The sequence below is a fragment of the Anabaena subtropica FACHB-260 genome (assembly GCF_014697105.1).
Classification (GTDB): domain Bacteria; phylum Cyanobacteriota; class Cyanobacteriia; order Cyanobacteriales; family Nostocaceae; genus Trichormus; species Trichormus subtropicus.
The window spans coordinates 73,822-100,619 of sequence record NZ_JACJRF010000008.1 but is presented as its reverse complement, the minus strand read 5'-3'; the positions used below and the strand labels follow the sequence as shown (position 1 = coordinate 100,619).

Annotated in this window: 27 protein-coding genes; 18 read left to right on the top strand and 9 right to left on the bottom strand. The window is 41.2% G+C overall.

Features of this window, described 5'->3' with window-relative positions; translation table 11 throughout:
- Window positions 1-117 precede the first annotated feature (117 nt).
- The 6 genes from purC to lpxB all read left to right on the top strand — a co-directional run bounded on the left by purC (window position 118) and on the right by lpxB (window position 7,636).
- The gene (gene purC / locus H6G18_RS07000; protein ID WP_190406369.1) at window positions 118-855 is read left to right on the top strand and encodes a phosphoribosylaminoimidazolesuccinocarboxamide synthase; all 738 of its coding nucleotides are present in this window, start codon (window positions 118-120) and stop codon (window positions 853-855) included.
- Between the two features lie 146 nt (window positions 856-1,001).
- Entirely contained in the window at window positions 1,002-3,692 is a 2,691-nt protein-coding gene (locus H6G18_RS06995; protein WP_190406368.1) for a BamA/TamA family outer membrane protein, read from the top strand.
- A gap of 126 nt (window positions 3,693-3,818) precedes the next feature.
- Window positions 3,819-4,667, top strand: a complete 849-nt coding sequence (gene lpxC, locus H6G18_RS06990) for a UDP-3-O-acyl-N-acetylglucosamine deacetylase (protein WP_190406367.1) — start codon at window positions 3,819-3,821, stop codon at window positions 4,665-4,667.
- Window positions 4,668-4,743: 76 nt separating this feature from the next.
- Window positions 4,744-5,259: a 3-hydroxyacyl-ACP dehydratase FabZ gene (fabZ, locus tag H6G18_RS06985; RefSeq protein WP_190406366.1), complete on the top strand. Its 516-nt coding sequence runs from the start codon at window positions 4,744-4,746 to the stop codon at window positions 5,257-5,259.
- Between the two features lie 248 nt (window positions 5,260-5,507).
- The gene (gene lpxA / locus H6G18_RS06980; RefSeq protein ID WP_190406365.1) at window positions 5,508-6,326 is read left to right on the top strand and encodes an acyl-ACP--UDP-N-acetylglucosamine O-acyltransferase; all 819 of its coding nucleotides are present in this window, start codon (window positions 5,508-5,510) and stop codon (window positions 6,324-6,326) included.
- Between the two features lie 149 nt (window positions 6,327-6,475).
- On the top strand, window positions 6,476-7,636 hold the full coding sequence (gene lpxB / locus H6G18_RS06975; protein WP_190406364.1) for a lipid-A-disaccharide synthase: 1,161 nt from the start codon (window positions 6,476-6,478) through the stop codon (window positions 7,634-7,636).
- A gap of 122 nt (window positions 7,637-7,758) precedes the next feature.
- Here lpxB and H6G18_RS06970 read toward each other — a convergent pair whose 3' ends face one another.
- From H6G18_RS06970 to leuB, 3 genes are all read right to left on the bottom strand, one after another.
- Window positions 7,759-8,568, bottom strand: coding sequence for a prepilin peptidase (locus H6G18_RS06970; protein ID WP_190406363.1), 810 nt, complete (start codon window positions 8,566-8,568; stop codon window positions 7,759-7,761).
- A gap of 98 nt (window positions 8,569-8,666) precedes the next feature.
- Window positions 8,667-8,933 carry a hypothetical protein gene (locus H6G18_RS06965; RefSeq protein WP_190406362.1) on the bottom strand — a complete coding sequence of 89 codons (267 nt, stop codon included), beginning with the start codon at window positions 8,931-8,933 and terminating at the stop codon, window positions 8,667-8,669.
- 88 nt (window positions 8,934-9,021) lie between these two features.
- Window positions 9,022-10,110, bottom strand: coding sequence for a 3-isopropylmalate dehydrogenase (gene leuB, locus H6G18_RS06960; RefSeq protein WP_190406361.1), 1,089 nt, complete (start codon window positions 10,108-10,110; stop codon window positions 9,022-9,024).
- A 178-nt stretch (window positions 10,111-10,288) separates the two neighbouring features.
- Between leuB and H6G18_RS06955 the strand changes: the two genes are divergently transcribed.
- The 5 genes from H6G18_RS06955 (at window position 10,289) to H6G18_RS06935 (ending at window position 13,270) form a co-directional block, all read left to right on the top strand.
- A complete protein-coding gene (locus H6G18_RS06955) occupies window positions 10,289-11,143 on the top strand; it encodes a mechanosensitive ion channel family protein (protein WP_190406360.1) in 855 nt (284 codons plus the stop codon).
- A 312-nt stretch (window positions 11,144-11,455) separates the two neighbouring features.
- Entirely contained in the window at window positions 11,456-12,316 is an 861-nt protein-coding gene (locus tag H6G18_RS06950) for a mechanosensitive ion channel family protein (protein WP_190406359.1), read from the top strand.
- Window positions 12,317-12,360: 44 nt separating this feature from the next.
- A complete protein-coding gene (locus H6G18_RS06945; RefSeq protein WP_190406358.1) occupies window positions 12,361-12,561 on the top strand; it encodes a hypothetical protein in 201 nt (66 codons plus the stop codon).
- Window positions 12,562-12,585: 24 nt separating this feature from the next.
- Window positions 12,586-12,885: a type II toxin-antitoxin system HigB family toxin gene (locus H6G18_RS06940; RefSeq protein ID WP_190406357.1), complete on the top strand. Its 300-nt coding sequence runs from the start codon at window positions 12,586-12,588 to the stop codon at window positions 12,883-12,885.
- Window positions 12,869-13,270: a helix-turn-helix domain-containing protein gene (locus tag H6G18_RS06935; protein ID WP_190406356.1), complete on the top strand. Its 402-nt coding sequence runs from the start codon at window positions 12,869-12,871 to the stop codon at window positions 13,268-13,270. The genes H6G18_RS06940 and H6G18_RS06935 overlap by 17 nt, the downstream gene beginning before the upstream one ends.
- Before the next feature lie 7 nt (window positions 13,271-13,277).
- Here the strand turns inward: H6G18_RS06935 and H6G18_RS06930 are convergent, their stop codons facing one another.
- Window positions 13,278-15,149, bottom strand: coding sequence for an ATP-dependent nuclease (locus H6G18_RS06930; protein ID WP_190406355.1), 1,872 nt, complete (start codon window positions 15,147-15,149; stop codon window positions 13,278-13,280).
- A gap of 32 nt (window positions 15,150-15,181) precedes the next feature.
- Complete coding sequence (uvrA, locus tag H6G18_RS06925) at window positions 15,182-18,067, bottom strand: excinuclease ABC subunit UvrA (protein WP_190406354.1); 2,886 nt, start codon at window positions 18,065-18,067, stop codon at window positions 15,182-15,184.
- Between the two features lie 179 nt (window positions 18,068-18,246).
- On the opposite strand from uvrA, the gene H6G18_RS06920 reads away from it, so the two are divergent.
- Window positions 18,247-18,504, top strand: a complete 258-nt coding sequence (locus H6G18_RS06920; RefSeq protein WP_190406353.1) for a hypothetical protein — start codon at window positions 18,247-18,249, stop codon at window positions 18,502-18,504.
- Here H6G18_RS06920 and H6G18_RS06915 read toward each other — a convergent pair.
- The gene (locus H6G18_RS06915; protein ID WP_190406352.1) at window positions 18,481-19,179 is read right to left on the bottom strand and encodes a glutathione binding-like protein; all 699 of its coding nucleotides are present in this window, start codon (window positions 19,177-19,179) and stop codon (window positions 18,481-18,483) included. The two genes, H6G18_RS06920 and H6G18_RS06915, sit on opposite strands and share 24 nt — an antisense overlap.
- 121 nt (window positions 19,180-19,300) lie before the next feature.
- Here H6G18_RS06915 and H6G18_RS06910 point away from each other — a divergent pair, with 121 nt between their 5' ends.
- On the top strand, window positions 19,301-19,681 hold the full coding sequence (locus tag H6G18_RS06910; RefSeq protein ID WP_190406351.1) for a hypothetical protein: 381 nt from the start codon (window positions 19,301-19,303) through the stop codon (window positions 19,679-19,681).
- Window positions 19,682-19,743: 62 nt separating this feature from the next.
- On the opposite strand, the gene H6G18_RS06905 is transcribed toward H6G18_RS06910, so the two are convergent.
- The gene (locus H6G18_RS06905; protein WP_190406350.1) at window positions 19,744-20,409 is read right to left on the bottom strand and encodes a nitroreductase family protein; all 666 of its coding nucleotides are present in this window, start codon (window positions 20,407-20,409) and stop codon (window positions 19,744-19,746) included.
- A gap of 286 nt (window positions 20,410-20,695) precedes the next feature.
- Window positions 20,696-21,028 (bottom strand): thioredoxin, encoded by a 333-nt coding sequence (gene trxA / locus H6G18_RS06900; RefSeq protein ID WP_190406349.1) that lies wholly within the window; start codon window positions 21,026-21,028, stop codon window positions 20,696-20,698.
- Window positions 21,029-21,104: 76 nt separating this feature from the next.
- Here trxA and H6G18_RS06895 point away from each other — a divergent pair, with 76 nt between their 5' ends.
- From H6G18_RS06895 to H6G18_RS06880, 4 genes are all read left to right on the top strand, one after another.
- Window positions 21,105-21,443 (top strand): ArsR/SmtB family transcription factor, encoded by a 339-nt coding sequence (locus tag H6G18_RS06895; protein WP_190406348.1) that lies wholly within the window; start codon window positions 21,105-21,107, stop codon window positions 21,441-21,443.
- An 82-nt stretch (window positions 21,444-21,525) separates the two neighbouring features.
- Window positions 21,526-21,798 (top strand): hypothetical protein, encoded by a 273-nt coding sequence (locus H6G18_RS06890; RefSeq protein WP_190406347.1) that lies wholly within the window; start codon window positions 21,526-21,528, stop codon window positions 21,796-21,798.
- Between the two features lie 129 nt (window positions 21,799-21,927).
- Window positions 21,928-24,162, top strand: a complete 2,235-nt coding sequence (locus H6G18_RS06885; protein ID WP_190406433.1) for a CHASE2 domain-containing protein — start codon at window positions 21,928-21,930, stop codon at window positions 24,160-24,162.
- Between the two features lie 37 nt (window positions 24,163-24,199).
- Entirely contained in the window at window positions 24,200-25,249 is a 1,050-nt protein-coding gene (locus H6G18_RS06880; RefSeq protein ID WP_190406346.1) for a VOC family protein, read from the top strand.
- Between the two features lie 53 nt (window positions 25,250-25,302).
- Here the strand turns inward: H6G18_RS06880 and H6G18_RS06875 are convergent, their stop codons facing one another.
- Complete coding sequence (locus H6G18_RS06875) at window positions 25,303-25,737, bottom strand: hypothetical protein (protein WP_190406345.1); 435 nt, start codon at window positions 25,735-25,737, stop codon at window positions 25,303-25,305.
- Window positions 25,738-26,156: 419 nt separating this feature from the next.
- On the opposite strand from H6G18_RS06875, the gene H6G18_RS06870 reads away from it, so the two are divergent.
- Window positions 26,157-26,705, top strand: a complete 549-nt coding sequence (locus H6G18_RS06870) for a hypothetical protein (protein ID WP_190406344.1) — start codon at window positions 26,157-26,159, stop codon at window positions 26,703-26,705.
- The last annotated feature ends 93 nt before the right edge of the window (window positions 26,706-26,798 follow it).

The window sequence follows — 26,798 nt, the reverse complement described above, 5'->3', positions numbered from 1 at the left end:
TAAATCTAAAATTGGTTCACCGAGTACAGGTGAATAGCTAATCGTGAATAACTAAAGATAAAATGGTGAAGCCCGAAAGGGCAAAAGCTGCTCATCGCTCAAACTTTACTTCCCACCATGTCTGTTCATTCCAAGCTATACGAAGGCAAAGCTAAAATTCTCTATACCACCGACGACCCAGAAGTATTATTGGCTGATTTTAAAGATGATGCCACTGCCTTCAACGCTCAAAAGCGTGGCAGTATCCTTGGTAAAGGGAATATAAACTGTAGCATTTCCAGCCAACTTTTTCAGCAGTTGGAAGCATCTGGTATCAAAACTCACTTCATTGATAGCCCTAACCCTAATCAAATGAGGGTGAAAGCAGTCAAGATAGTACCTGTTGAAGTGGTTATCCGTAATATTGCGGCTGGTAGTTTGTGTCAACAAACAGGTATAGAACTGGGTACAGTCTTAAAACAGCCCCTAGTGGAGTTTTATTATAAAAACGATCAGTTGGGAGATCCACTATTAACACGCGATCGCCTGCTATTGATGGAACTAGCCACGGCGGAACAAGTAGATGCAATTACTCATCTTGCATTGCAAATCAATGATTTCCTCAAAAATTTCTGGCACAGTTGCGGTATTACTCTAGTAGACTTCAAACTAGAATTTGGTTTGGACTCACAACAACAACTGCTACTGGCAGATGAAATTAGTCCTGACACCTGCCGTTTGTGGAACACAGCAGAAGCAGATCCCAATCGCCGAGTCATGGATAAAGACCGTTTCCGGCGTGACTTAGGAAATGTAGAAGATGCTTATCAGGAGGTTTTACAAAGAGTACTACAAGCAGTAGAAATTAAAAGTTAAATGTATGAAAACTCAAGCTTAAACTAGAATAATTTTTGCTGATGGCAAAACAAACAAGTATATTTGTTCTTTTACCGTTGGTATAAAAGAGCGATCGCCTGGTAATGGTGTGTGGATGTGAAGAGGAAGAAAGGAATTAAAATAAAATGCGTTTATCTCCTGTATTGGTGGTAGCTGTAGCAATTGCAGCACCCTTAAGTATTTCTTTAACTGCAAATGCCCAAACTTCTAACAGTTTAGAACAAACATTAGAAGCGTTCCCATCGGCGGCAAATCAGCAGCCAGAACAAAATGTCAGTTCAGAATCCCCGTCCGATGTAACGGTTGTTAAGGGAGTGGAACATATTCAATCCCCATCTGTTGAATTATCATCAAACAAGTCAACAAAGTCCGCAACAACAGCAACAAAAGAGATAATCGTACCGACCCTAGAAACATCAGCATCTACACCTAACTTTTCACATCGTGTAGAAAAGTTAACACAAAACCTCACCCCCCAGCCTCCTCTACTAGAGAAGGGGGAAAATTCAAAACCCCTCTCCTTGCGGAAGAAAGGTTTGGAGAAAGATTCTCTAAATCCAGTCAAAAATCAGGTAGCTACAAATACTCCCATTCAACAGCCGAACTCACAGAGTTCGGCTTCTCCTGCGGACGTTAGAAAATCAAAATTAATTGCTGCTTTAAAGATTCATCCTCAGACAATTAATCACGAGAGATCTGCGGTAGACGGAACGCCATCTCACCCACAACAAAAGAATGAAAATTTCTCCTCCCCAATCCCTAATACCCCCGTCATCATTTCCTCCCAAACCCCAACAACAACCGCCAAACAACTTGTACAAGCTCCAGAGCCACAACCTGATACCCAGCCAGAAGTAGCCCCTCCAACTACTGAGCAACAAGCACCTACACCAGCCCCTGAGACTACTCCTGGGACAGGAAATTTCAACACTCCGAGTACTAATCCTGAAACTACTGAAACTACTGAACCCCGTGTGTTGGTATCAGAAGTCTTAGTCAGACCACAAGCAGGTGTACTAACACCCGAATTAGAAACCCAAGTTTACAATGTAATTCGTACCCAACCAGGACGGACAACCACCCGTTCCCAGTTACAAGAAGATATTAACGCCATCTTCGGCACTGGCTTTTTCTCCAACGTCCAAGCAGTGCCAGAAGATACTCCTCTGGGGGTGAGAGTCAGCTTCGTGGTTCAGCCCAACCCCGTCTTAACAAAGGTAGAAATTCAAGCTAATCCTGGTACTAAGGTTCCCTCCGTACTACCTCCTGCCACTGCTGATGAAATCTTTCGCGCTCAGTATGGTAGGATACTTAACCTGCGTGATTTACAAGAAGGTATTAAAGAATTAACCAAACGTTATCAAGACCAAGGTTATGTACTAGCCAACGTTATTGGTGCGCCCCAAGTTTCCGAAACAGGAGTTGTCACCCTGCAAGTAGCAGAAGGGGTTGTAGAAAATATTAACGTCCGGTTTCGCAACAAAGAAGGTCAGGAAGTTGACGAACAAGGACAACCAATTCGGGGACGGACACGGGATTACATAATCACGCGGGAAGTAGAATTACAACCAGGACAAGTATTTAATCGCAACAAAGTACAGCAAGACCTACAACGAGTATTCGGCACAGGATTGTTTGAAGATGTCAATGTTTCTCTTGATCCTGGGACAGACCCCACCACAGTGAATGTAGTCGTGAATGTGGTTGAACGCAGTAGCGGTTCCATCGCGGCTGGTGCTGGTATTAGTTCAGCTAGTGGATTATTTGGTACAGTCAGTTATCAACAGCAAAACTTGGGTGGTAGAAACCAGAAACTAGGAGCAGAAGTACAGGTAGGTGAACGAGAACTACTGTTCGACCTCCGTTTCACAGACCCTTGGATTGCGGGTGACCCTTACCGTACTTCCTACACAGCAAATATTTTCCGCCGTCGTTCCATATCATTAATTTTTGACGGTAAAGACCAAGATATTAGAACATTTGACCCCGGTAATGAGACTGATACAAACCAGCAAGACCGTCCCCGTGTTACTCGTCTAGGTGGCGGTGTCACTTTCACCCGTCCTCTGTCAGCTAATCCCTTTGAGAGAGCAGAATGGACTGCTTCAGCTGGTTTACAGTATCAGCGAGTTAGCGCCCGTGATGCCGATGGTAACTTGAGAAGAGAAGGGGCTGTGTTTGACGATAATGGCAACCGCATCAGTGAAAATGTTCCCCTCAGCTTCTCTGGTAGTGGTGAAGATGATTTATTACTTTTGCAACTGGGAGCGCAACGCGATCTCCGCAATAACCCCTTGCAGCCTACTAGCGGTTCTTACCTACGTTTTGGAGTAGATCAATCAGTACCAGTAGGCTCAGGTAATATTTTTCTCACCAGATTACGGGGTAGTTACAGTCAATATCTTCCTGTCAAATTCACTGGTTTTGCCAGAGGGCCTGAAACTATAGCCTTTAATATACAAGGTGGTACAGTCCTTGGTGATTTACCACCCTATGAAGCCTTTAGCCTTGGTGGTAGTAACTCTGTACGGGGTTACGAAGAAGGTGCATTAGGTAGCGGACGCAGCTTTGTCCAAGCATCTGTTGAGTATCGTTTTCCTGTCTTCTCTGTGGTCAGTGGCGCTCTATTCCTTGATTTTGGTAGCGACCTGGGAACAGGTACTAGAACAGCTGAAGTGCTGAATAAAAGTGGTAGCGGCTACGGTTATGGTCTTGGTGTGCGCGTGCAATCACCATTGGGGCCAATTCGTATTGACTACGGTATCAATGATGATGGTGATAGCCGCATTAACTTTGGTATTGGGGAAAGGTTTTAAGTTAGTCATTAGTCAACAGTCAATAGAGTTTTAAACTATGGACTATGGACTGTTTAAATTGCTGTCAGGGTGTTTACCAAAGATGAATATGAATAACAAAAATCTCAATATCATGGCTTTTCGGGTATGAAACAGCACACTCTAGCAGGAGCGATCGCTCATACTGGAGTAGGTCTGCATAGTGGTGTTAGTACCCATGTACGGATACTCCCTGCTGATACGGGTAGTGGACGCTACTTTGTGCGGGTGGATTTGCCAGATGCACCCATAATCCCAGCCCAAGTAGCGGCGGTGAATCAAACTGTTCTCTCTACTCAGTTGGGTAAGGGTGAAGCCTGTGTTCGCACAGTCGAGCATTTATTAGCAGCCTTGGCGGGAATGGGTGTAGATAATGCCCGTATTGAAATTGATGGTTCAGAATTACCACTTTTAGATGGTTCGGCCAAGGACTGGGTAAAAAGTATTGCGGAAGTTGGTTTAGTAGCCCAACCAGTTACGGAAAATTTACCTTCCTTGGATATTCAAGAACCAATTTGGATTTATCAAGACGATGCTTTTGTAGCGGCTATCCCAGCACAAGAAACCCGCTTTAGTTATGGTATTGACTTTGACTTACCTGCGATTGGTAATCAATGGCATAGTTGGTCACTCCATACTGAGCCAGAACAGTCTGCTAACTTTGCTGAAGAAGTTGCACCTGCTCGGACTTTTGGTTTATTACATCAAATCGAATATTTACAAAAGTCTGGGTTAATTAAAGGTGGTAATTTGGATAATGCCCTTGTTTGTGGCCCTGATGGCTGGGTAAATCCACCATTAAGATTTGCAAATGAGCCAGTACGTCATAAAATCTTGGATCTAGTAGGAGATTTGAGTTTACTGGGATATTTTCCCCGCGCTCATTTTTTAGCGTATAAAGCCAGCCATAATTTACACATTCAACTGGCGCAGCGAATTTTAGCTTTGAGTAACTAAAATTCGGCTCAAATCTCAAATTTCTCATGACGTGTACCTACATTCATGACAAGATTACAAATTAACCACCTTGCCAATGTCTACCCTCTCTGAAGTGAAAGCACCCACATCTACTGAACAACCAGCCACCAATGAGGCGAAAACGCCAGCCGCAATTAAAACGACTTTTACATCTGAAGAAATTCAGAAATTACTACCCCACCGCTATCCATTCTTGCTTGTAGACAAAATCATTGACTACACACCAGGAAAGCAGGCAGTAGGTATTAAAAATGTCACTATTAACGAACCACATTTCACAGGTCATTTTCCAGATAGACCACTGATGCCAGGAGTGCTAATTGTCGAAGCAATGGCCCAAGTAGGTGGTATTGTGATGACGCAACTGCCGGATTTGGAAGGCGGCTTATTTGTATTTGCTGGTATTGATAAAGTCCGCTTCCGCCGCCAAGTAGTACCAGGAGACCAACTGGTAATGACAGTGGAACTGTTATGGATTAAACAACGTCGTTTCGGTAAAATGCAAGCCCGTGCCGAAGTTGACGGTCAACTTGCAGCTGAAGGCGAATTAATGTTTTCGCTCATCAACTAACAAATAGCTTTGGTGGTATAGGTACAACCGTGAAGTACCTTTACTCAATCCTGAAACAGGATAGCAGTAAAAAAAAATCGCCACAAGAGCATCTTATAATTTCTTGATTTTCGCCGCTCACACACTCAACTTGCTTCGCCCGACACTTTCACTCACTGAATATTTATACACTCAGCAACGCCAGACGCTGAAACTTTGACAACCAAAGCAAAGCACTGGCTCCTCAAGACAGTTCTGGAGATTCACCCTTGAAGACGCTTATTCATCCAACTGCTGTAATTCATCCAAATTCGGAACTGCACCCAACAGTGCAAGTCGGTGCTTATGCTGTGATTGGAGCGCACGTCAAAGTCGGCCCGGAAACAATTATTGGCGCTCATGCAGTGCTAGAAGGGCCTTGTGAGATTGGAGCGCGAAATCAGATTTTTACAGGTGCAGCTATCGGCATGGAACCCCAGGATCTCAAATTTGTGGGAGAACCAACCTGGGTCAAAATTGGTGATAATAACTTGATTCGGGAGTATGTCACCATTAACCGCGCTACGGGAGCAGGAGAAGCCACCATCATTGGCAATAATAACTTGTTAATGGCTTACACTCACGTAGCTCATAACTGTGTGATTGAAGACTCCGTGGTAATAGCTAACTCTGTAGCTTTGGCAGGTCATGTCCACATAGAATCACGCGCCAGACTAAGCGGGGTTTTGGGTGTGCATCAGTTCGTACACATTGGTAGACAAGCAATGGTAGGCGGAATGGCACGGATTGACCGGGATGTACCGCCATATATGCTGGTAGAAGGCAACCCAGGCAGGATTAGAACCCTCAACCTGATAGGACTCAAACGCTCTGGGATGGAAGCCAGCGATTTACAACTCCTCAAAAAAGCCTTCCGTATTCTCTACCGTTCTAATTTCACCTTTAAGGATGCCTTAGAACAACTGGAATGCTTAGGAGATACTGAACATCTCCAACACCTCCGCCGCTTCTTGTTACTATCGCAAATGTCAGGAAGACGTGGCTTAATTCCCGGCAAAGGTAAACCAGGCGGGAGTGATGAATCGTAGTCAGGAGGTAAGAGGCAGGGAAGTAGGGGGAGCAGGGGAGCAGGGGAGCAGAGGAGCAGGGGGAGTATTTACTCATTACTCATTACTCATTACTCATTACTCATTACTCAGCATTCCCCAGTCCCCAATCTCTAATTCTGAATAATAAAATGCGGATATTTATTAGCACTGGTGAAGTCTCTGGTGATTTACAAGGGTCGCTGTTGATTGCAGCCTTGAAGCGTCAAGCTGCGACTCTAGGGCTGGAGTTAGAGATTGTGGCTTTGGGTGGCGAAAAAATGGCGGCGGCTGGGGCAGTTATTCTGGGTAATACCAGTGGTATTGGTTCAATGGGAATTTTTGAATCTTTGCCTTATGTTTTGCCTACTTTGATAGTACAGCGTCGAGCGATCGCCTACCTCAAACAAAATCCCCCAGACTTAGTAGTGCTGATAGATTACATGGGGCCGAATCTCGGTGTTGGTACTTATATGCAAAAGCATTTACCAAACGTGCCTGTGGCGTATTACATAGCGCCTCAAGAGTGGGTGTGGTCGATGAGTTTGCGTAATACTTCCCGAATTGTGGGTTTTACAGACAAATTATTGGCAATTTTCCCCGAAGAAGCTCGTTATTTTAGTCACAACGGTGCAAATGTTACCTGGGTAGGACATCCCTTGCTTGACCGGATGCGGGACGTTCCCACCAGAGAAGAGGCTCGCACTAAATTAGGAATTACACCAGACCAGAAAGCGATCGCTCTCCTCCCTGCGTCCCGTAAACAAGAGTTAAAATATCTTTTACCAGTCATATTTGAAGCTGCCCAAATTATTCAAACAAAGTTACCAACAGCTCATTTTTGGATTCCCCTGTCTCTAGAAGTTTACAGACAGCCTATTGAATCAGCAATCAAGCGTTACGGTTTACGGGCGACAGTTGTATCTGGTCAACAAAAAGAAGTTTTTGCGGCGGCCGATTTTGCCATTACTAAATCGGGTACAGTTAACTTAGAACTGGCGCTGTTAAATGTGCCGCAAGTTGTAGTTTATCGCTTGCATCCCGTCACAGTTTGGATTGCGCGAAAAATCCTTAAAGGTTCCATTCCTTTTGCCTCCCCACCTAATTTGGTGGTGATGAAACCAATTGTGCCGGAGTTGTTGCAAGAACAAGCGATTCCAGAGAATATTGTGCAAGCATCAATGGAATTACTACTCAACTCTGAACGGCGTCAGCAAATATTGGCAGATTATCACCAAATGCGCCAATGTTTGGGAGAATTAGGAGTATGCGATCGCGCAGCTCAAGAAATTTTGCAGATGCGGAAAGAGTAAGGAGTAAGGAGTAATGAGTAAGGAGTAATGAGTAATGAGTAATGAGTAATGAGTAAATACTCCCCCTGCTCCCCTGCTTCCCCTGCGCCCCTGCTCCAAATCACGGCTATGACAATTCAAAATTAAAAGAATAATTGCAAATAAGCAGTTAAGATTGGTTTCCCACCAAATAGGGTGATGAAGGCTCCTGAGGCTAGGAAAGGGCCGAAGGGGATTTTTTGCCCCCATTTGCGTTGAGATAGCAGGATAGCACCAATACCTACCAATGCGCCTAAGGTACAGGCAATAAATCCGGCTAATAATAAATACTTCCAACCCAACCACGCGCCCATCATGGCGGCGAGTTTGGCATCTCCTGCACCCATTGCCTCTTTTTGTAAGAAAATACCTAAAAGAGCGATCGCTTCAAATAACCATAAGCCCAATACAGCGCCGACTATCCCCATCATTAGGTGTCTGGCTAATCCTGCCCAACTAGCGTCAGAACTATATCCCGTAATTATTTGAAATATCAACCCTAATACTAACCCTGACTTAGTGAGGGGATTAGGTAAAGTCATAGTATCTAGGTCAATCAGGGACAATGCTAATAACCAACTGCAAAATGCCCAGTAGCCTAACGTGAGAGTCGAAATGTTAAATATCAAAAATACGAGGAGAAAAATCATCCCTGTGGTCGCTTCTACCACGGGATAACGCAGCGAAATCTTGCTTTTACAATAACGGCATCGCCCTTTTAGCCATACCCAGCCCAGCACTGGTACATTATCATAAGCCTTAAGCTGGTTTAAGCAATGGGGACAACGAGAAGGCGGCCAAAGAACTGATAATCCTGCCGGTAATCGATAAACTACCACATTAATAAAGCTGCCAATAGACGCACCCAAGGCGAAAACAAACACATTCGCCAGGGCTACTATCAAAGTTTCCATACAGTCATTTGTCTTAAGTCCTGTGTCATTTGTCGTTGATCTTTTGCTGATTGTCGAGTGTTACTCTTGACAATTGATCACTGACCACTGACTAATGACTAATACATATGAGATTCAATTTGACTCAATGGCACAAAACATTCTTGTGGTAAAAGAACCGGTTGATTTGTAAAAATTACTTTACCCCGATGAGTAACACGATTGATTGCTACTCCTGAAGGCTGGCCAGCGATTTCAGGATGTACTTCGCAGTGGGTGTAATAAATTTGCCCCGCAGCTCTGATGACGGCTGGGTCAACCAGAGGAGACTGGTTCCTTGGGGCAGTGAAATTAGCTTTCTCTTGTCCTTGTTTTAAAGCGTACACTATGCTGTTATGTGATTGCTAGATTTTGGTTCCAGTTTAGCCGAAACATCCAGAAATAGTTGCCAAATTGCCTGGTTTCGCTGGAAAATTATGATTTTTCTAATGCTCTAATTAGGGAGTCGCCCATTGCCCGGCAACCCAAAAGATTCATACCCTCTGCCATTATATCGCCTGTGCGATCGCCTTGCTCTAAAACCTGTAATACAGCTTGTTCTATTTTGTCTGCGGCTTTTGGTTGGTCTAAAGCATAGCGTAACATCATCGCTGCACTCAAAACTTGGGCGAGGGGATTAGCTTTATCTTGTCCTGCAATATCTGGGGCCGAACCGTGGACTGGCTCAAATACTCCAGGCCCAGAAGCACCAAGACTAGCCGAGGGTAACATTCCAATACTACCTGTAAGCATGGCAGCCGCATCTGAGAGAATATCGCCGAATAAGTTACCTGTGACGATGGTATCGAATTGTTTAGGAGCGCGTACCAGCTGCATGGCTGCATTATCTACATATAGATGGGAGAGTTCCACATCTGGATATTCTTGGGAAAGTTGGGTGATGCGATCGCGCCATAATTGGGATACATCTAATACATTGGCTTTATCGACTGAGCAGAGTTTACCCCGGCGTTTCCGGGCAGTTTCAAAGGCGACCCGGCCAATTCTGTCAATTTCCGATTCTGTGTAAACCATTGTATTGACACCGCGTTTCTCACCAGTCTCAGTTGTAAAAATTCCCTTGGGTTTACCAAAGTAAATTCCACCAGTGAGTTCACGCACCACCATAATATCTACCCCTTCCACAACTTCCCGCTTCAGAGTCGAAGCATCGATTAATTGGGGTAAAATTTGGGCTGGGCGTAGGTTAGCAAATAATTCTAATCCGGCACGTAACCCTAATAAACCCGCTTCTGGGCGTTGGTGCGAGGGAAGAGAATCCCATTTATAACCACCGATAGCAGCGAGTAATACAGCATCACTGTTGCGGCAACTATCTAAGGTAGCAGATGGTAGAGGTTCACCAGTGGCGTCAATGGCTGCACCACCAATGAGTGCTTCTTGAAAATCAAACTGAATATCAAATTGTGTACCTACTACTTTCAGCACATCTACAGCCACAGCCATAATTTCAGGGCCAATACCATCGCCGGGAAGTAATATAATGCGGTAGTTCTGAGTCATAGCTAGATTTTCACTTAGTAAATGCTTGCAGATAAAATATCATACCGAGCAAATGGTCACGTCGCTTCGCTCCAAATTCAAAATTCACTTGCAATCCCAAAGATTAAAAAAAAGTATCCTTAACACAATATTTAGAAAATTTCCAGTATCTTTCTTGATAAACAAATAAAACAAATTTATGAATATTGAAGGAATTAGGCAGGTTGCAGTTGCCCTTTTAACTCAATTCGGGCTAAAAGTATTAGGTGCGATCGCACTGTGGATTATTGCTCAAAAGTTGATTGAGTTTGCCATCAAGCTAGTACGTCGTGGTTTCCGCGCTCAGAATATTGAGCCGACACTCATTAACTATCTGCTGAATATTATTTCTGTCACCCTGAGAATTGTGTTGATTGTGGCAATTCTCGGTTTCTTTGGCATCGAAACCACTTCCTTTGCCGCATTGCTAGCAGCCGCAGGTATAGCCATTGGTGCAGCTTGGGGTGGATTATTAGCGAACTTTGCCGCAGGTGCATTTTTAATTATTTTTCGCCCCTTTAAAGTTGGTGATTTTATTACAGCCGCAGGAGTTACGGGTACAGTCAGCGAAATCGGACTTTTCACGACAGATATCACAACCCCTGATAATGTGTTGACAATAGTCGCCAATAACAAAATATTTTCTGATAATATCCAAAATTTTTCTGCTAATCCTTTCCGTCGTGTGGATTTACTGGCGCAACTGCATCATGATGTTGATCATAACCAAGCGATCGCTCTCTTAAAGGCCAGAATCAGCCAAATCCCTAATGTACTAAATAATCCTGTTCCAGATGTAGAAATTCTCACTTTCAATTTAGCTGGCCCAGTATTAGCAGTGCGTCCCTATTGTAATAATGACCATTACTGGCAAGTGTATTTTGACACAAATAAAGCTATACGTGAAACCTTTGGTGAAGCTGGGTATCCAATTCCTGAACAACGCTATGGGTTCAGTATTCCATCCGAAAATGGCACAAGTTCTGTCATTCCATCATCTGCATTATCTTCGTAATACAGCAATTCCAAAATTTTAATTGCTGTATATTTTCTGAATAGCAAAATAAGAATTAACAAAAAGGTAAGCCATGAGATGACTTACCTTTTTTTCTATCTCGTTGCGTGTCACAAATATTTTTTCTCTGTGTTTCTGTGTTTCTGTGGTAAAAAAATAGATTTTCCCATACAAAAACCCAGAGGTAAATAAAACCTGTCTTAAGAAAGAGGTGATTTCCTCAGCTTCTTCTCACTATTATGTCAGCACCAAATAGAATTTTTGTTGAATTTACCGTTTTTTGTAAATAGCATAATAAATAAATAAAAGCTTATGAATATAGCTGCAATTAGTCAAGTTGCTCTTGCTCTTTTAACACAGTTTGGACTAAGAGTTTTAGGAGCGATCGCTCTCTGGATTATTGCTCAATGGTTGATTGATTTTGGCTTAAAACTACTGCGACGTGCTTTTCGCAGTAAACAAGTTGAGCCTACCCTAGTTAACTATATTGTGAATATAGTTAATGTAATTCTGAAAATTGTTTTAATTGTAGCAATTCTTGGCTTTTTCGGCATAGAAACTACTTCTTTTGCAGCATTGCTAGCGGCGGCTGGTATAGCCATTGGTGCGGCTTGGAGTGGTCTTTTGGCTAACTTTGCGGCTGGTGCATTTTTAATTATTTTTCGCCCATTTATGGTTGGTGATACTATTCAAGCAGCAGGAGTTACAGGAACAGTAGAAGAAATTGGACTGTTTACCACAACTATCAATACACTCGATAATGTAAGGACAATTATTGGTAATAATAAAATATTTGCTGATAATATCCAGAATTTTTCTGCCAATCCTTACCGTCGTGTTGACTTACAAGCACAACTGCATCACGCAGTTGATCCTGCGGATGCAATTAGGCGTTTAAAAGAGAGAATTAGCCAAATTCCTCATGTATTAAATAATCCTGCACCAGATGTAGAAATATTGGAGTTCAATTTGGCAGGGCCAGTATTAGCAGTGCGTCCTTATTGCCATCATGAAAATTACTGGCAAGTTTATGTTGATACAAATAAAGCCATAAGGGAGACTTTTGGGGAAGCCGGTTATCCAATTCCCGAACAACGCTATATGTTTAGCGGACAATCACCAGATGGAACATCGGCTAGTGTTGTGCAACGAACCTCTTTAGGGAGAGGTTAGAGCTTAGATATGCGATAATAAAGACATATCTCAATTTACTAGATATGTCTTCTTTTTCTTGCGCTAGTTGTGCAGTCGTCCTGAACCAACAACAGACGCAAAATACCTCTCATCAAAACCAATGTCAGGATACTCCTGTTGACCATAGCAGAAGTGTTGGTAAAAGTCGTACTGTAGTGGAGAATGGTAGGGTTGTAGTGAAAACTTTACAGCCACAAAGTGATGAAACTGCTGATGATGCTTAGTTTTATCTAATCCTGTTTTGAATAATGCACGTCATCAGTCGTAAAAAGCTGAGAGAATTTTTTCAAGCGCACACTGATTCTTGTGAAGCATTTGATGATTTCTATATAACTGCTAGTAAAGCTAATTGGGGAAATCGGCTGGAGATTCAGACTGTTTATCCTAAAGCTGAGGCTGTAGGTAACTTTACAGTTTTCAATATAAAAGGTAATAAATACCGATTAATTACCAGTATTAATTATGAACGACAGGTCATTTATATTAAGTATGCTTTAACTCATGCGGAATATGACAAAGATAAATGGAAAGATGACCCTTACTTTTAATTCAGCAGTATATAGTCAATTATTATCTGAATATCAACCGCGAATTATCAAAACCGAAGCAGAAAATGATAAGTTTTTAGAAGTAGTTGAAGAATTACTAGCTCGTCCTCAACTTGCTCCTGAAGAAAATGCTTTGTTAGAGCTATTAGTAAGGCTAATTGAAGATTTTGAAGATCAACATTATCAAATTAATGCGTCAAATCCTCAGTCAAGACTTTTACATTTGATGGAAGCAAGAAGTTTAACAGAAGCTGACTTAATAGCCGTTTTAGGTTCTGATGATATTGTAGGAAAATTTCTGAGTGATACGATAGAACTCACTCATGAACAAGCAGAAGCTTTAGGAAACTTTTTTCATGTTGATGCAGGCTTATTTAGTTTATAGTAGTGTTTCAAATTTCACTTAACTGGAAATTTGCAGCAACCGTTTTATTATTGAACTTAATCTCTCTTTCTTTCAAATCTATAATTTTTTTAAGTCTAAGTTTGCATATAAAGCCATCTGTATTTTTATTAAAATCTACTATATCAAATATGCGAGAATAATCTTCAAGCTCTAAAATTGATATTTTTACTAAAGAATCTTTATCTAAAATATCTCCACGAGTAAAAGCTGATTGAAATTTGTGTATCCAATCACCAATAGCATAACTAATATATAAATCCATATTAATTTCGTTAGATTCTGATGCTTCGTCCAATATATTTATCAGTTCTGGATATCTTAGGTGAAACATCTCTTCTGTTAAATCATTACTCAATATATAGTTTTTTTCTGAATCAAAAGCTGCTGTCTTATCTTTATCTGAAATTACATAGGGATTACCAGTATAACTTGGTAAGCAGTTCTCAAGTTCTCCTTTTGTAATCAAATAAACACCTGCTTTTTTGAATGCGGTTATAAGTTTCTGCAACGAACTCTTAATAAAGTTTATATCATCTTGTTTCTGAGTCAAAAGAGTATCTATCTCATCACCAATATATTTTAAGCCAACTAAAAATATATATCGTTTCTTATTGTCCTTTTGTTGATCATTAATTTTCTTAGAAAAAATATCAAGCTTATCGTCAACTAAGCTTCCTTCTTTACACTTCAACGTAACTATTTGTAACAATTCAGTGATCTTTTGTTCAAATTGTCCAATATATTTATCTAAATCTGATGCTAAGCCCTCATTTTGGGCATAACTTCCGCAACGACTATCTTTTGTTACTAAGGGTTTTAGACTACCCTCAAATAAAGCATCTAAATCTGCTATAAATCTTGCATCAATATTCAATTTCTTACATAATCTAAAGAAAAGAGCTAACTCATCTTTACCACCAACATCAATAAAGCAACTTCCTGAGGCACCCATTATCCTTCCTCTCTGTTCCTGGATGAGTGCAAATATTTGCTGATCTAAGTATCCTTCTACAAAAATTGGGCTGGACGCAAATAAAAATTGTTTATGATGTGTATTTAATCTTGGTAAAAGTCTTGTTATTTTGTACTCATCATCACTATCTAAGTGGTCTATATAAGTCGGGCATTTATCAGGTTGAAATACTATACAATTTTTTAAATCATGTATTGTCTTAATATCGACAAAATAAGGAGAATGAGTAATTAAGAAAAAGCACTTTTTACTAGTATCCTTACGAGGATCACCAGCTATGCTTCTAATTTCTTGGAGAAATAGAGATTGAAATTGAGGATGAAGGTGTAATTCAGGCTCATCAATAATTAAACAATTATATTGATTATCATACAGGAAAGTTAATAAAGTTATAAGTTCCTTAAGCCCATGACATTCATTCTCTCTTAAAGCATATTCTTCACCTTGAGTTTTCCGTAAAAATGGTTTTAAATAACCACCTTGTTCAGATAAACGAAATCGTCTTCCAAATAACTGTGATATAGTTGCTTCAATCCTTATCCTTACCTCAAGTTTCTCCTTGAGAGTAATGAAAGCATCAGCAGATAGTCCGTATACTAATCCGTTATTTTTATAATTTGTAAACAGTGAAATATCTAAACCCTTTTCTAGTTGGCTATATCCAAATAAATTGTATAAACCTTTCTCAAGGCCAGAAAGACGTTCAGCACTAAGATAGCGTGTGTTCAAGCCTTGAGTTTGACATTGCTGATTTAATTGTTCAGCAAATAGTGTTTTCCCTGTTCCATTTTGCCCGACCAAAAAGTTTAAATAACCCCATTCATTTTTTTGAAAACTTTGACCATTCCATAAATAAGGTAGTGAGATATTTACTTGTAATTCCATAGTATATTTATTGGTATTTACCTACATCCTGGTTAATTTACCACCGCAGGATACTGTTTTAATACCTGCTGCAAATATTGCCCAGTATAAGAACGGGAATTTTTAGCAACTTCCTCTGGTGTTCCAACTGCAATAACTTCTCCCCCCTTATCGCCACCTTCTGGCCCTAAATCAATCACCCAATCAGCACAACGAATCACATCTAAGTTGTGTTCAATAACTAAAATTGAGTTACCTTTATCCACCAATCTTTGTAACACATCTAATAATTTGTGGACATCATAGAAAGATAAACCTGTGGTGGGTTCGTCGATTAAATAAAGTGTCTTACCTGTAGCACGGCGAGATAATTCTGTGGCTAATTTCACCCGTTGCGCTTCACCACCAGATAAAGTAGTTGCAGGTTGTCCTAATTGGACGTAACCCAAACCAACATCGACTAAAGTTTGCAATCTTGTAACAGCTTTGGGAATGTTTTGACAGAAATCTAAACTTTCTTCAACGGTCATGTTGAGAACGTCAGAAATAGATTTATCTTTATATTTCACTTGCAAAGTTTCGCGGTTGTATCTTGCACCTTTACAAATTTCACACTGTACATAAACATCAGGTAAAAAGTTCATTTCAATTACATTTACACCCTGTCCGCTACAGGCTTCACAACGTCCACCTTTCACGTTGAAAGAAAATTGTCCGGGTTTGTAACCTCTGGCTTTTGCTTCTACTGTTTGCGAAAATACATCACGAATGACATCGAAAACCCCTGTGTATGTTGCAGGGTTAGAACGTGGCGTGCGTCCGATTGGTGATTGGTCAATGACAATGGCTTTATCAACTGCATTTAAACCCTGAATTTTTTCTAATTGTTTGGGTAAAGGAACTTTCTTAGTTAAATGATGTTGCAGTGATGGATAAAGTAATTCATTAATTAATGTCGATTTACCAGAACCAGAAACTCCAGTGACAGCGACAAGTTTTCCTAAAGGAATCTCTACATCGATATTTCTTAAATTGTTGCGATAGGCATTTTTAATTGTCAGACTACGACCATTACCTTCGCGGCGTTCTGCTGGTGTATTAATGACTTGTCGTCCTGATAAATATGCACCAGTAAGAGATTTTTTTGCTGTTAATAAAGCCTGCAAATCACCTTGGGCAATAATATTACCACCGTGTATACCTGCACCGGGGCCAATATCAACTAAGTAGTCGGCTGCACGAATTGTTTCTTCATCATGTTCTACTACAATTAAGGTATTACCTAAATCGCGTAATTTTGTTAAGGTTTTTAGCAATCTGCCGTTATCTCTTTGATGTAATCCAATGCTTGGTTCATCTAAAACGTAGAGAACTCCTGTTAGTCCAGAACCAATTTGTGTGGCTAGACGAATGCGTTGGGCTTCGCCACCAGAGAGGGTCATGGCTGCACGGTCTAGGGTGAGGTAATCTAAGCCGACATCTAATAAAAATTGTAATCTAGCTTTCACTTCTCGCAGAACTAAATCGGCAATTTTCATCTGCCGATCGCTCAATTTTAATTGTTCTGTTCTCTCTCGACAATCCCGAATCGAAACTCCAGTTAAATCTAAAATATTATATTGTCCCAACTTCACCGCTAAAGCTTCTGGTTTTAAGCGTTTTCCGTGACAAACTTCGCATGGCTGGTCAATTAAATACTGCTCTAATTTTTGTTTAACTAATTCGGAACCGCCTTCATATTGACGTTGCAAAATTGGTAATACACCTTTAAAACTTGGTGTTTTCGGATTATCTTTACCCTCTGGTTTTTCCCCATACAAAATAATTTGTTGTTGTTCTGGGGTTAGCTTATGCCAATTTATTTGCAACTCAAAATTATGAGTTTGTCCTAAACTATATAATAGTTCCAAGTAATATGAATTCTCTTTTTCTGACCAAGGAGCGATCGCTGCATATACTGGTGCTTCAGGGTCAGGTACAACCAACTCTGGCGAAAATCTTCTTAAGGTTCCCAAACCATGACAGTTGGGACAAGCACCGTAAGGAGAGTTGAATGAGAACAAGCGCGGTGATAACTCCTCCATAACTGCGCCATGTTCAGGACAAGCGAAGTTTTCCGAAAATACTAATTCTTCTTCTTTCTCTTCTGCATTATCTGAAGATGAACTCACCAAAATGGTAGCAATACCACCAGATTGTTTTAAGCACGTAGATAGAGAATCTACCAAACGTTCTTGAATACCGTCTTTTTTGACCAGTCGGTCAATGACAACTTCAATCGTATGAGTAAAATTTTTATCTAGTTCAATCGAGTCGGAAAGTTCGCGGACTTCGCCATTAACGCGCACCCGGACAAAACCTTGAGAAGCCAAACTAGATAATAATTTGCGGTGAGTTCCTTTCTTACCCCTGACAACAGGCGCGAGGATTTGAAACCGAGTCCGTTCTGGTAGTTCCATAATCCTATCTACCATCTCATCAATGGTTTGGGGTGCAATACAGCGATCGCATATGGGACAATGAGGTTCACCAGCTCGACCAAACAACAGTCGCAAATAGTCGTAAATTTCTGTCACCGTCCCCACGGTAGAACGGGGGTTGTGAGATGTGGATTTTTGGTCAATGGAAATCGCTGGACTTAAACCTTCAATGGCTTCCACATCAGGCTTATCTAATTGTCCTAAAAATTGTCTGGCGTAAGCACTGAGAGATTCTACATAACGCCGTTGACCTTCGGCGAAGATGGTATCAAACGCCAAAGAAGACTTCCCCGAACCTGATACACCAGTAAACACGATCAGGCGATCGCGCGGCAATTCCAAGTCAATATTCTTCAGATTATGCTGTCTTGCACCCCGAATCCTAATGGTATTCTGGCTGTCGTGATTAGTGTAGGGAAGATGTCCATTTAAGGATTCGGCTAGCTTTTTATCTGACATATCGACAGGGTGATAGAGTGAGGCAGCGTGAAACAGTTTTTAATAATACTATTTTTACTATGGTTATAGTAGAACAATAGTACTGTTTTAAGTAGGGATTTCCCAATCTTTATTCCACAGACATCCTCCCACGTCTGCTAATTTGGACGCATCCCAATTCAACATCCTGCTGAGGGCGTATGGTATCGCAAATTCCACCGCAGACTCTATCAGAAATCATCTATCCAGACAACGACGGACAACTAGTAGCAAATAACACTATCCAAGAGCGCTGGATTGGCGAAATTAGACAGAATCTTGATTGGTTATTTGCTGAAAATTCTAACGTATTTGTTGCCGAAAATTTATTGTGGGATTCAGTCCCAGAGCGTGAGGCGATCGCTAACACTCCAGATTTGATCATAAATCAACTGTCAGCGCTGAATTGTGTTTGCTGACTGATTAAATAACAAATTTCTAGATTTTTCGATATCTAACGCCTGATTTTTAAAGGCTTCTGCCTTCTCGTAGGCGCGAGTTACAGCAGGACGTGCCTGAATTGATTCAAACCAACGTTTGAGGTTGGGGAAATTTTCTAGGTTTTGGCTTTGGCGCTCATGAGGCACAATCCAAGGATAAGCTGCAATATCTGCAATAGAGTAATCACCAGCGACAAACTCTCTATCTGCAAGTCGTTTATCTAATACTGCATACAAACGTCCTGTTTCATTGACGTAGCGGTTAATTGCATATTCAATTTTTTCAGGTGCGTAAGTACTAAAGTGGTGGTTTTGTCCAGCCATTGGCCCTAGTCCAGCCATTTGCCAGAATAGCCATTCCAAAACCTCTGTGCGTTCCCTGACATTTTGAGAAATTAATTTTCCGGTTTTTTCTGCCAAATACAACAAAATAGCACCAGACTCAAACACAGAAATTGCTTCTCCACCATCTACTGGTTCATGATCAACAATTGCTGGGATGCGGTTATTGGGGGAAATTTTGAGAAACTCTGGCTGGAATTGGTCGCCGGCACCGATATTTACAGGGATGATGTTGTAAGGTAAGCCGACTTCTTCTAAGAAGATGGTGATTTTGTGACCGTTTGGGGTTGTCCAATAGTAAAGATCAATCATGGTTATGTCTTTGATTGTGTTTGTTTTTGCACCGAAATTTTGAACTGTTCTACTCCTGACTATTGCTTTGTCAGGCTGCTATCTTTGATCAGAAAAATTACCAGCCAATGAGAACTCAACGATGAGACTGCACTACAACAAAACTTTCAGCTATTTGTTCATTCCCTTAGGCTTATTAAATCTAGTTTTGGGTAGTATTCTTCTGCTTAGAGGTCAATTCAGCGTTAGCATCATCATTGGATCAATGATCTTATTTATGGGGTGGGCATACTGGAATAAACCTTATGTCACCATTGAAGACAAGCAGTTTATCATTCACACACCTTTAGGATGGCCACAACGCATCTACAATTACAATTCTCCTGAGGACATAAGAATAGCTCATAAGAAGATATTGTTAAAACAAGACGGTGAGTGGAAACGCTTACCAGTGTCCAAATTGATTATGCCAGCCGAAGATTGGTTGGCATTGCAAAAGCGATTTGGTGAAGCTACAGATTAGAGTCTAGGGGCTAAGAGGGAGGAGAGTCAGGGAAATAACCAATACTCATGCCCCATTTCCAATTACCCTATGTAGGGATTATCAATTTTGTCTACAAAGACGTTGGCTGACAATGGCAAGCGGCCAGGATTTAAGCGGGGTTCTGCGGCATAGCCGACGGGAACTAAAACAGCGATCGCTAAATCAGGATCATCCCCTGCACCAATCACTTCTTTGACTTTTTCTTCAATCCAGCCGTTGAGAAAACAGGTAGACAAGCCCAAACTTTCTGCCGCCAATACTAAATGGGTAGCAGCAATCATTGCATCTTTAACTGCGTATTCCCGACGCTTGTCTCCTAAACCTGCTTGAAATTGGGGAATGGAGTTTTTACAATAGTTAATCATGCCTTCATTCCATGCCCCAGTTTCTAAAGCCGTCTCATAAATTTGGGCTAAGTCTCCTTCGCCAGCCTTGGGATCGGCTGCAAAAACAAAAGTGACAGGTGCTTGAATTACTTGCTTTTGGTTCCACGAGGCGGCTGAGAGGGCTGCTTTTTGCTCGTCATCTTGGACAAGAATAATCCGCCAATCCTGAATATTAAAGCTACTAGGTGCGGCTACAGTCAACTCTACCAGTTGTTTCAATAATTCTGGGGCAATTGGGTCTGTTTTAAAAGTTTTTATCGAGCGACGTTGAACTATAGCGCTTGGTACGTCTAGAGGTTGAGTTTGGGTGATGGTACTCATGAGATTCTCCTGTGTGATTGATGATGCTGTTGTTGTAACTTATCTGATTAGGCTCAATGTTCTTTAGGTGTAAAAATCTCCACCTACAAAAGAACTCTTTCCTCCATCTCCAGTCCTGACAGGTGTAGGTAGGTTTTTGATGCTTTGTCCATCAAACACGAGTTTAGGGTGTATAAGGATGTAGGGTTTGATGTGACTATGATTCTATCTTTTGTTTTACAGTCATCACTCATTGCGCCTTGAAAAACCTACACTTGTCAGAATCTCCAGTCCCCTTCCTCAGATATTACCCTTCTTGAATATGCTGTGTTAAAGTCTTAGTCAATGTGGTCTTGGAGACAGCCCCTACAACTGTATCAACTTGTCTTCCTCCCTTAAAAACCATCAGTGTAGGAATGGTGCGAATCCCGTAATGACTAGCAACGGTGGGATTTTGATCCGTATTCAGTTTCACCACTTTAACTTGTCCTTCGTATTCGCTAGCAACTTCATCCACAACTGGCGCTACCATCCGACAAGGGCCGCACCAAGGGGCCCAAAAGTCCACTAAGACTGGAACGTTGCTGTCCAAAACTTCTTGCTTGAATGTGGCTTCTGTGACATTTGTAATGGATGACATAGTTATTAGCCTTAATTCGTTTATTCGATAATATCGAATAATAAAAATATAAGCCATTTTAAGAGATAATGCAAGTATGAGATTTTTATATTATCCAGACCGAAAAGATATTTCTTTACCAGGCGTGCTGTATGCTTTGGGAGATCCAGCCAGACTGGAAATTGTGCGGTTGTTAGCAACCAAGGGGGAGCAATGTTGTGCTGAATTTGATTTTGCGATCGCCAAATCCACCATGTCCAACCACTTCAAGATTTTGCGAGAGTCAGGCGTAGTCATGACTCGTAAAGAAGGAACACAGCACATCAATAAATTGCGGCGTGAAGACTTAGAAATACTGTTTCCAGGTTTACTAGATGCGGTGCTGCGATCAGCTCAACCATTGTTGAGTTGTCAACACTCAGTAGTCGTTAAATAGTAAACTTGTCGTTGCTCAATCATGGCATGGGATGAAATTACCCTATTAGTAGACTAGAGTTGCTTGCACGGGGGATAGGAAAATGAGGGTTTGGCTTGCTTGTTTTTTGGTTTTGTTTGCCTTGGCAGAATTATTTGATTGGTTAAAAGCATTCACTCTGCCATTGCCTATTTATATATTGGGCGGGGCTTTCTTAGCGGTTGCTTCCAACTATGACAAAATCATTGGCTATTATTTCATTGATGCAACCATCGAGGCAGCACTCGAAGAACCTCGGTTAGATTTGCCCTCCCCATCTTCTAGCTCAATTCCTTTGACAGCTTCTAGTCCAGTGGAAGAATTTGATGGGGAGTAGAGAACAAGGAAGAAAAACTAATAACCAATGACTCATAACTAATGACGAAGGATCTCTAGCCAGTAACTTGCTAAATTAAAGAAAGCTTTAGTTAGCTTGTCACAAAATTTAGACTACTGCCCCAATACTGTGATTATTGGAATATCAAACAAACTCCGATCCGCGTTCATCAAAGATAAAAGTTACCGTGACGCGACTTTTAACAAAAACTGGTGGCAAATAATTTTTGTCACTAGTTTGGGAGTCACAGCTTTGGTGTGGGGAGCTAGGGAACTCAAATGGTTGCAGTCTTGGGAGTTAAAAGCTTATGATCAGATGTTGCGATCGCGTCCAGCAGAACCAACCGATCCACGAATTTTGTTAGTCACAATTACTGAAGAGGATTTAGCAAAACAAGGCTGGAATCTTTCAGATAATACCATCAACCAACTGTTAGCTAAACTAGATTCCTCTCAACCGCGTGTCATTGCTCTGAATATTTACCGACCAGAACAGAAGAATCTAGGGGTTGGGCTGGAAAATCCCCACCATATTATTAGCGCCTGCTTATCCAGTAGTATGGGTAGGTCAGAAATACCTCCGCCGCAAAATTTCCCTCAAGAAAATATTGGCTATAACGATTTGATTTCTGATATCGAGGAAGACCAAATTGTTCGCCGTGCTTTGCCATTTTCTGAACCCAATGATAGTAAATGTGATACGCAATTCTCATTTGCGGCTTTAGCAGCAATTACTTACTTAGAGCAAACAGGTATTCACGCAGACTTTGAACATCATAATTTTCAACTCGGTAAAGCAATCTTTCCCATCCTGACACCTAATTCCGGTAGCTACAAAGGTGTTGATGCCAAAGGTTATCAAATATTACTGAATTATCGCCATCCTCATCACTTAGCTCAAACAGTCACTCTCACAGAAGTTTTGAACAATCAAGTTAACCCAAACTTGGTAAAAGATCGTTTAGTAATTATTGGTACAACTGCCTCTAGTGTTCATCCTGGTTTATATACACCCTATAGTGCCGCATCAGGGCAAGCAACTAGAACTCCTCCGCTTTTTATACACGCACAGATAGCCAGTCAGCTACTCAGTACAGTGTTGGATGGACGACCCCTAATTTGGTACTGGCCTGATTGGGCTGAACTAGTTTGGTTGTGGGGTTGGTCACTAGTCGGTGGTATTTTGGCATGGCGACTGCGACATCCTCTGTTATTCGTCGTAGTCGGGGGTCTAGTCCTAACTGGTTTAGTGGTGATTTGCGCTGGTTTGTTTCTACAAGCTGGGTGGATACCTTTAATCCCACCAGCTTTAACTTTAATTATTAGTGGGGTGAGTGTCATGACTTATACGACTCATCGCACACAACAGCAAACAAAGATCATCGTTTTGCAAGTCGAACAACAACAAGAGGTAATTGAGCAGTTAAATATCCTCTTGCAAGAAACTACAGCAACAGCAGATAATACAGCACTTTATGACCAACACTCTCATCATAATTCTAGTGCGATCGCACCAGAAAAAAGTACTGGTGATTTGCTGTTGGGTGGTCGTTATGATATTTCCAGAATCCTTGGTGCTGGTGGATTCGGCCGCACTTATTTAGCACAAGATACTCAAAGACCAGGAAATCCTACCTGTGTCGTAAAACAGTTAATGCCTGCACGCAAAGATACAAAGTTCTTGCAAGTTGCACGTCGGTTATTTACTACAGAAGCAGAAATTTTAGAATCTTTGGGTAAACATCAACAAATTCCCGAACTGCTTGCTTATTTTGAAGTCAAGGAAGAATTTTATTTAGTAGAAGAATACATTCCTGGACATACTTTAAATGAGGAGTTACCACCAGTAACAAGTGTACAGAGTGAAGCTTTTGTCATGGAAATGCTCAAAGGGGTTTTAGAAGTTTTGGCATTTGTGCATGAACATCGGGTAATTCATCGGGATGTAAAACCAACTAATATTATTAGGTCTGCTCAAGATAATCGATTAGTTTTAATTGACTTTGGTGCAGTCAAATTGATGCAACCGCCAACTGATGAAAAAACAGAATTAGCCACTGTAGCCATCGGGACGCGAGGCTATGCACCACCAGAGCAGTTTGCTGGACATCCGCGCTTGGCTAGCGATATTTACGCTGTTGGGATGATGGGGATTCAAGCTCTCACAGGGATATTACCTCAAGAACTACCATTAGATCCCGAAACGGGAAATGTGATGTGGCAAAACAACGCAGAAATTAGTGAAGAACTGGCAGTAATTTTAGATAAAATGGTGCGATATCATTTTAGCGATCGCTACCAATCGGCGGCGGCTGTACTAAAAGATTTAAATCAGATGAAAAACAAAATCTCTGCGTCTTCTTGATAAATTTCTTTTTTAAAGAATCTTCAAAAGCATTAACATGAATCAGAGGCAAGAAACAGCGATGGGCTACGCCCCACCTCCGGCGATCGCCGGCATATATGAAGTGTGTATTGGCGTTCCCGATCCCATTTTTGCCATTCAATATTGGGAGCAATTTGGCTATCGCATCGGTCAAGTGGGTGAATTACCCCAAGCCGCAGCGTATCAATTGTATGGGGTGAACTCTGCTTTGCGTTCGATTCGCCTATATCACCAAAATGCAGATCATGGTTTGATTCGGTTGATGGTTTGGCAAAACCCTACAAATCCAGGCTTGGGGTTAACATCGATGAAAGTTAAGGGTAATCGCTGGGCAACTAGTTTAACTGCTGATATATTAACTATTTTAAATCACGCGGAAGATGCAAAAGCCTCTGGTTGGGCTGTGAGATATAGTTATCCTTACTGGGAGGTAATTTATCACAAAGAGAGGAAAAGCCGTCCTTTTGTAGATCAAGCCGTGGGAGTGCGAGAAATGCTGCTGTTGCAACCCTTAACTCGACAGGTATTTTTCCAAAGATTTGGCTATAGCCTACCTCATTACGGAGAAATTAACCAAGCTAGTGCTTTTAAGACTAGTCAGTTTACTCATATCGGCATTATTGCTCAGGATGACAGCAAGGAAAGCCTGAAATTTTATGAAGAGGTTTTGGGTTTGTTGCGTGTACGCGATGATGTGGAGACTAGCTATGAATCTTCACCAGCTGGACGGGATCTTTTTGACCTAAAACCAGGAGAGAAGTTTATTGTCACTACCTTTGATGATCCACGTTCTTCTCAGTCAGACTTGATGGCTGCACGTAGTGGCAGACTTTATATTATTCGCTTTCCCGATGCAATGAATTTAGAGTCACACTTTGAAGCAGCGCAACCGGGTAGCTTGGGAATGTCTCTGTATACTTACCGCGTGCGAGGATTAGAAATATATAGCGATCGCATCAAATCCAGCTCTGCACAAAAATTTACCAGCATTATTGAAAACGAGTTTCGAGAAAAAAGTTTCTCTTTCGTTGCGCCAGATGGTTACTTTTGGAATTTGCTGGAATAGAGCCTGGAGATTGGGAATTAACAAAGATAACTCAGTAATTCATCATCAAATAATTAAAATTTAGTAACATTTATTTTGACACCCGAATCAAGTCCAGGAACTTTAAAATACTCCACTGGCTCAACACTTTGTGGCGTTCGATTATCTGCGGGATTGACGCATTCTTTGAAGATAGCATCGGGATTGCTAAGTAAATCAAGCGGGCTGAAACTTTCACATCCTTTCTTTTGCTCTAGCGAAATAGAGCTATCTTTCAGGTTTTGAGGCGTGCCTGCAACATTATTCCACTCACTATTTATTGTCGCAGGTTCCGTTGTCAAAGCCGCCGCCTCATGACGTTCAAGGATGCTTTCTTGCCAATTCTCTTGGTTAACATCACTGCTTTGGAGTGGTGCGATCGCTTCTAGTGGGACTTCGCCCATCGCCTCTAGTGGGGCGTAACCCATTGTACTAATTCCCGCTAAGACTACAATGAAAAACGTTTTCATAATTACATCACACAATAATATATCTTAACTTAAAGCACTAATTTTCTATTGCTAGAAAATCCAGTTATACCCAACAATTATAGTTTTAAGATAAGGATTTTGGGAAACTTCCTTTTTTGATAAAATTAAACAAAATTTTAATCCTGAATATATCTAGTTAATAATTCAAAAAGCCAAGACCAAGCAATGTAAGATAAAAATGATAATAAACCTCAGGTAAATAAAGTAGCGATCGCCACAATTAAATTTATCTTTTTAAGCATAAGCTCAAGCAAACTGAGTATCAACAAGTAACATGAATGCAAATGAGCTACTTTTCGGATAAATGTGTTACCGCAAAAATTCCCGCATTACCTCTACCGGAGATGCACAAAAAGTAGTTGAATATGTACTAGTAACTGACCGAAAAATTGAGAAGCATGAGAACTTGGGCTGCGACAGTTGTACTAACTTCTTCTTTGCTGATGTCTGGAGTTATTCACACATCAGTCCTAGCCAACAATCCTATGACAGTTTCTCAGTCAAGCTCTCAGTCTCCACCAAACAAACCTCAAGCGATTACAATCACTAAAGTTGAGTTTGGAGTGGCAAGCCGTGACTCTGAAGGAAAAATTAACCTCACTCCGACAATCAGAGTACCGCTAGAAGAAGGTAACAAATACGGTTGGCGGATTCAAATTCTAGACGTTAAAGGCGAGGTGACATGGCGCGAAGTCTTACGGTTACCAAAACCCCCAGAAACTTGGGCGACTGATAGCGGCGAAAATTTTACACTATCAGCCGATGGCACAGAAGCGGTCACCAAACGTACTCAATTGCCCAAGGATGGTGTGATTGAGAATTTTTGGACGATCGCACCCGGCGATCCACCAGGTAAACATATAATATACGTATACGTTGATGAACGTCTCGTTGGTAATTTTGAGTTTGAAATTGTGCCAAAAGAAAGACAAAAGGTCAGAACTTGAACTGTCCTGGCTTTGAAAAATCAAGATTCCGCTTAGTTGCTGCGAGAAGTTAGGGGAAGGGTTATTTGCGAAATACTGAATTGATTTTCTAGC

Coding starts and splice junctions, on each gene's coding strand:
- purC (WP_190406369.1), top strand. CDS start 118: ATGTCTGTTCATTCCAAGCTATACGAAGGCAAAGCTAAAATTCTCTAT.
- H6G18_RS06995 (WP_190406368.1), top strand. CDS start 1,002: ATGCGTTTATCTCCTGTATTGGTGGTAGCTGTAGCAATTGCAGCACCC.
- lpxC (WP_190406367.1), top strand. CDS start 3,819: ATGAAACAGCACACTCTAGCAGGAGCGATCGCTCATACTGGAGTAGGT.
- fabZ (WP_190406366.1), top strand. CDS start 4,744: ATGTCTACCCTCTCTGAAGTGAAAGCACCCACATCTACTGAACAACCA.
- lpxB (WP_190406364.1), top strand. CDS start 6,476: ATGCGGATATTTATTAGCACTGGTGAAGTCTCTGGTGATTTACAAGGG.
- H6G18_RS06970 (WP_190406363.1), bottom strand. CDS start 8,568: ATGGAAACTTTGATAGTAGCCCTGGCGAATGTGTTTGTTTTCGCCTTG.
- leuB (WP_190406361.1), bottom strand. CDS start 10,110: ATGACTCAGAACTACCGCATTATATTACTTCCCGGCGATGGTATTGGC.
- H6G18_RS06955 (WP_190406360.1), top strand. CDS start 10,289: ATGAATATTGAAGGAATTAGGCAGGTTGCAGTTGCCCTTTTAACTCAA.
- H6G18_RS06950 (WP_190406359.1), top strand. CDS start 11,456: ATGAATATAGCTGCAATTAGTCAAGTTGCTCTTGCTCTTTTAACACAG.
- H6G18_RS06945 (WP_190406358.1), top strand. CDS start 12,361: ATGTCTTCTTTTTCTTGCGCTAGTTGTGCAGTCGTCCTGAACCAACAA.
- H6G18_RS06940 (WP_190406357.1), top strand. CDS start 12,586: ATGCACGTCATCAGTCGTAAAAAGCTGAGAGAATTTTTTCAAGCGCAC.
- H6G18_RS06935 (WP_190406356.1), top strand. CDS start 12,869: ATGACCCTTACTTTTAATTCAGCAGTATATAGTCAATTATTATCTGAA.
- H6G18_RS06930 (WP_190406355.1), bottom strand. CDS start 15,149: ATGGAATTACAAGTAAATATCTCACTACCTTATTTATGGAATGGTCAA.
- uvrA (WP_190406354.1), bottom strand. CDS start 18,067: ATGTCAGATAAAAAGCTAGCCGAATCCTTAAATGGACATCTTCCCTAC.
- H6G18_RS06920 (WP_190406353.1), top strand. CDS start 18,247: ATGGTATCGCAAATTCCACCGCAGACTCTATCAGAAATCATCTATCCA.
- H6G18_RS06915 (WP_190406352.1), bottom strand. CDS start 19,179: ATGATTGATCTTTACTATTGGACAACCCCAAACGGTCACAAAATCACC.
- H6G18_RS06910 (WP_190406351.1), top strand. CDS start 19,301: ATGAGACTGCACTACAACAAAACTTTCAGCTATTTGTTCATTCCCTTA.
- H6G18_RS06905 (WP_190406350.1), bottom strand. CDS start 20,409: ATGAGTACCATCACCCAAACTCAACCTCTAGACGTACCAAGCGCTATA.
- trxA (WP_190406349.1), bottom strand. CDS start 21,028: ATGTCATCCATTACAAATGTCACAGAAGCCACATTCAAGCAAGAAGTT.
- H6G18_RS06895 (WP_190406348.1), top strand. CDS start 21,105: ATGAGATTTTTATATTATCCAGACCGAAAAGATATTTCTTTACCAGGC.
- H6G18_RS06890 (WP_190406347.1), top strand. CDS start 21,526: ATGAGGGTTTGGCTTGCTTGTTTTTTGGTTTTGTTTGCCTTGGCAGAA.
- H6G18_RS06880 (WP_190406346.1), top strand. CDS start 24,200: ATGAATCAGAGGCAAGAAACAGCGATGGGCTACGCCCCACCTCCGGCG.
- H6G18_RS06875 (WP_190406345.1), bottom strand. CDS start 25,737: ATGAAAACGTTTTTCATTGTAGTCTTAGCGGGAATTAGTACAATGGGT.
- H6G18_RS06870 (WP_190406344.1), top strand. CDS start 26,157: ATGAGAACTTGGGCTGCGACAGTTGTACTAACTTCTTCTTTGCTGATG.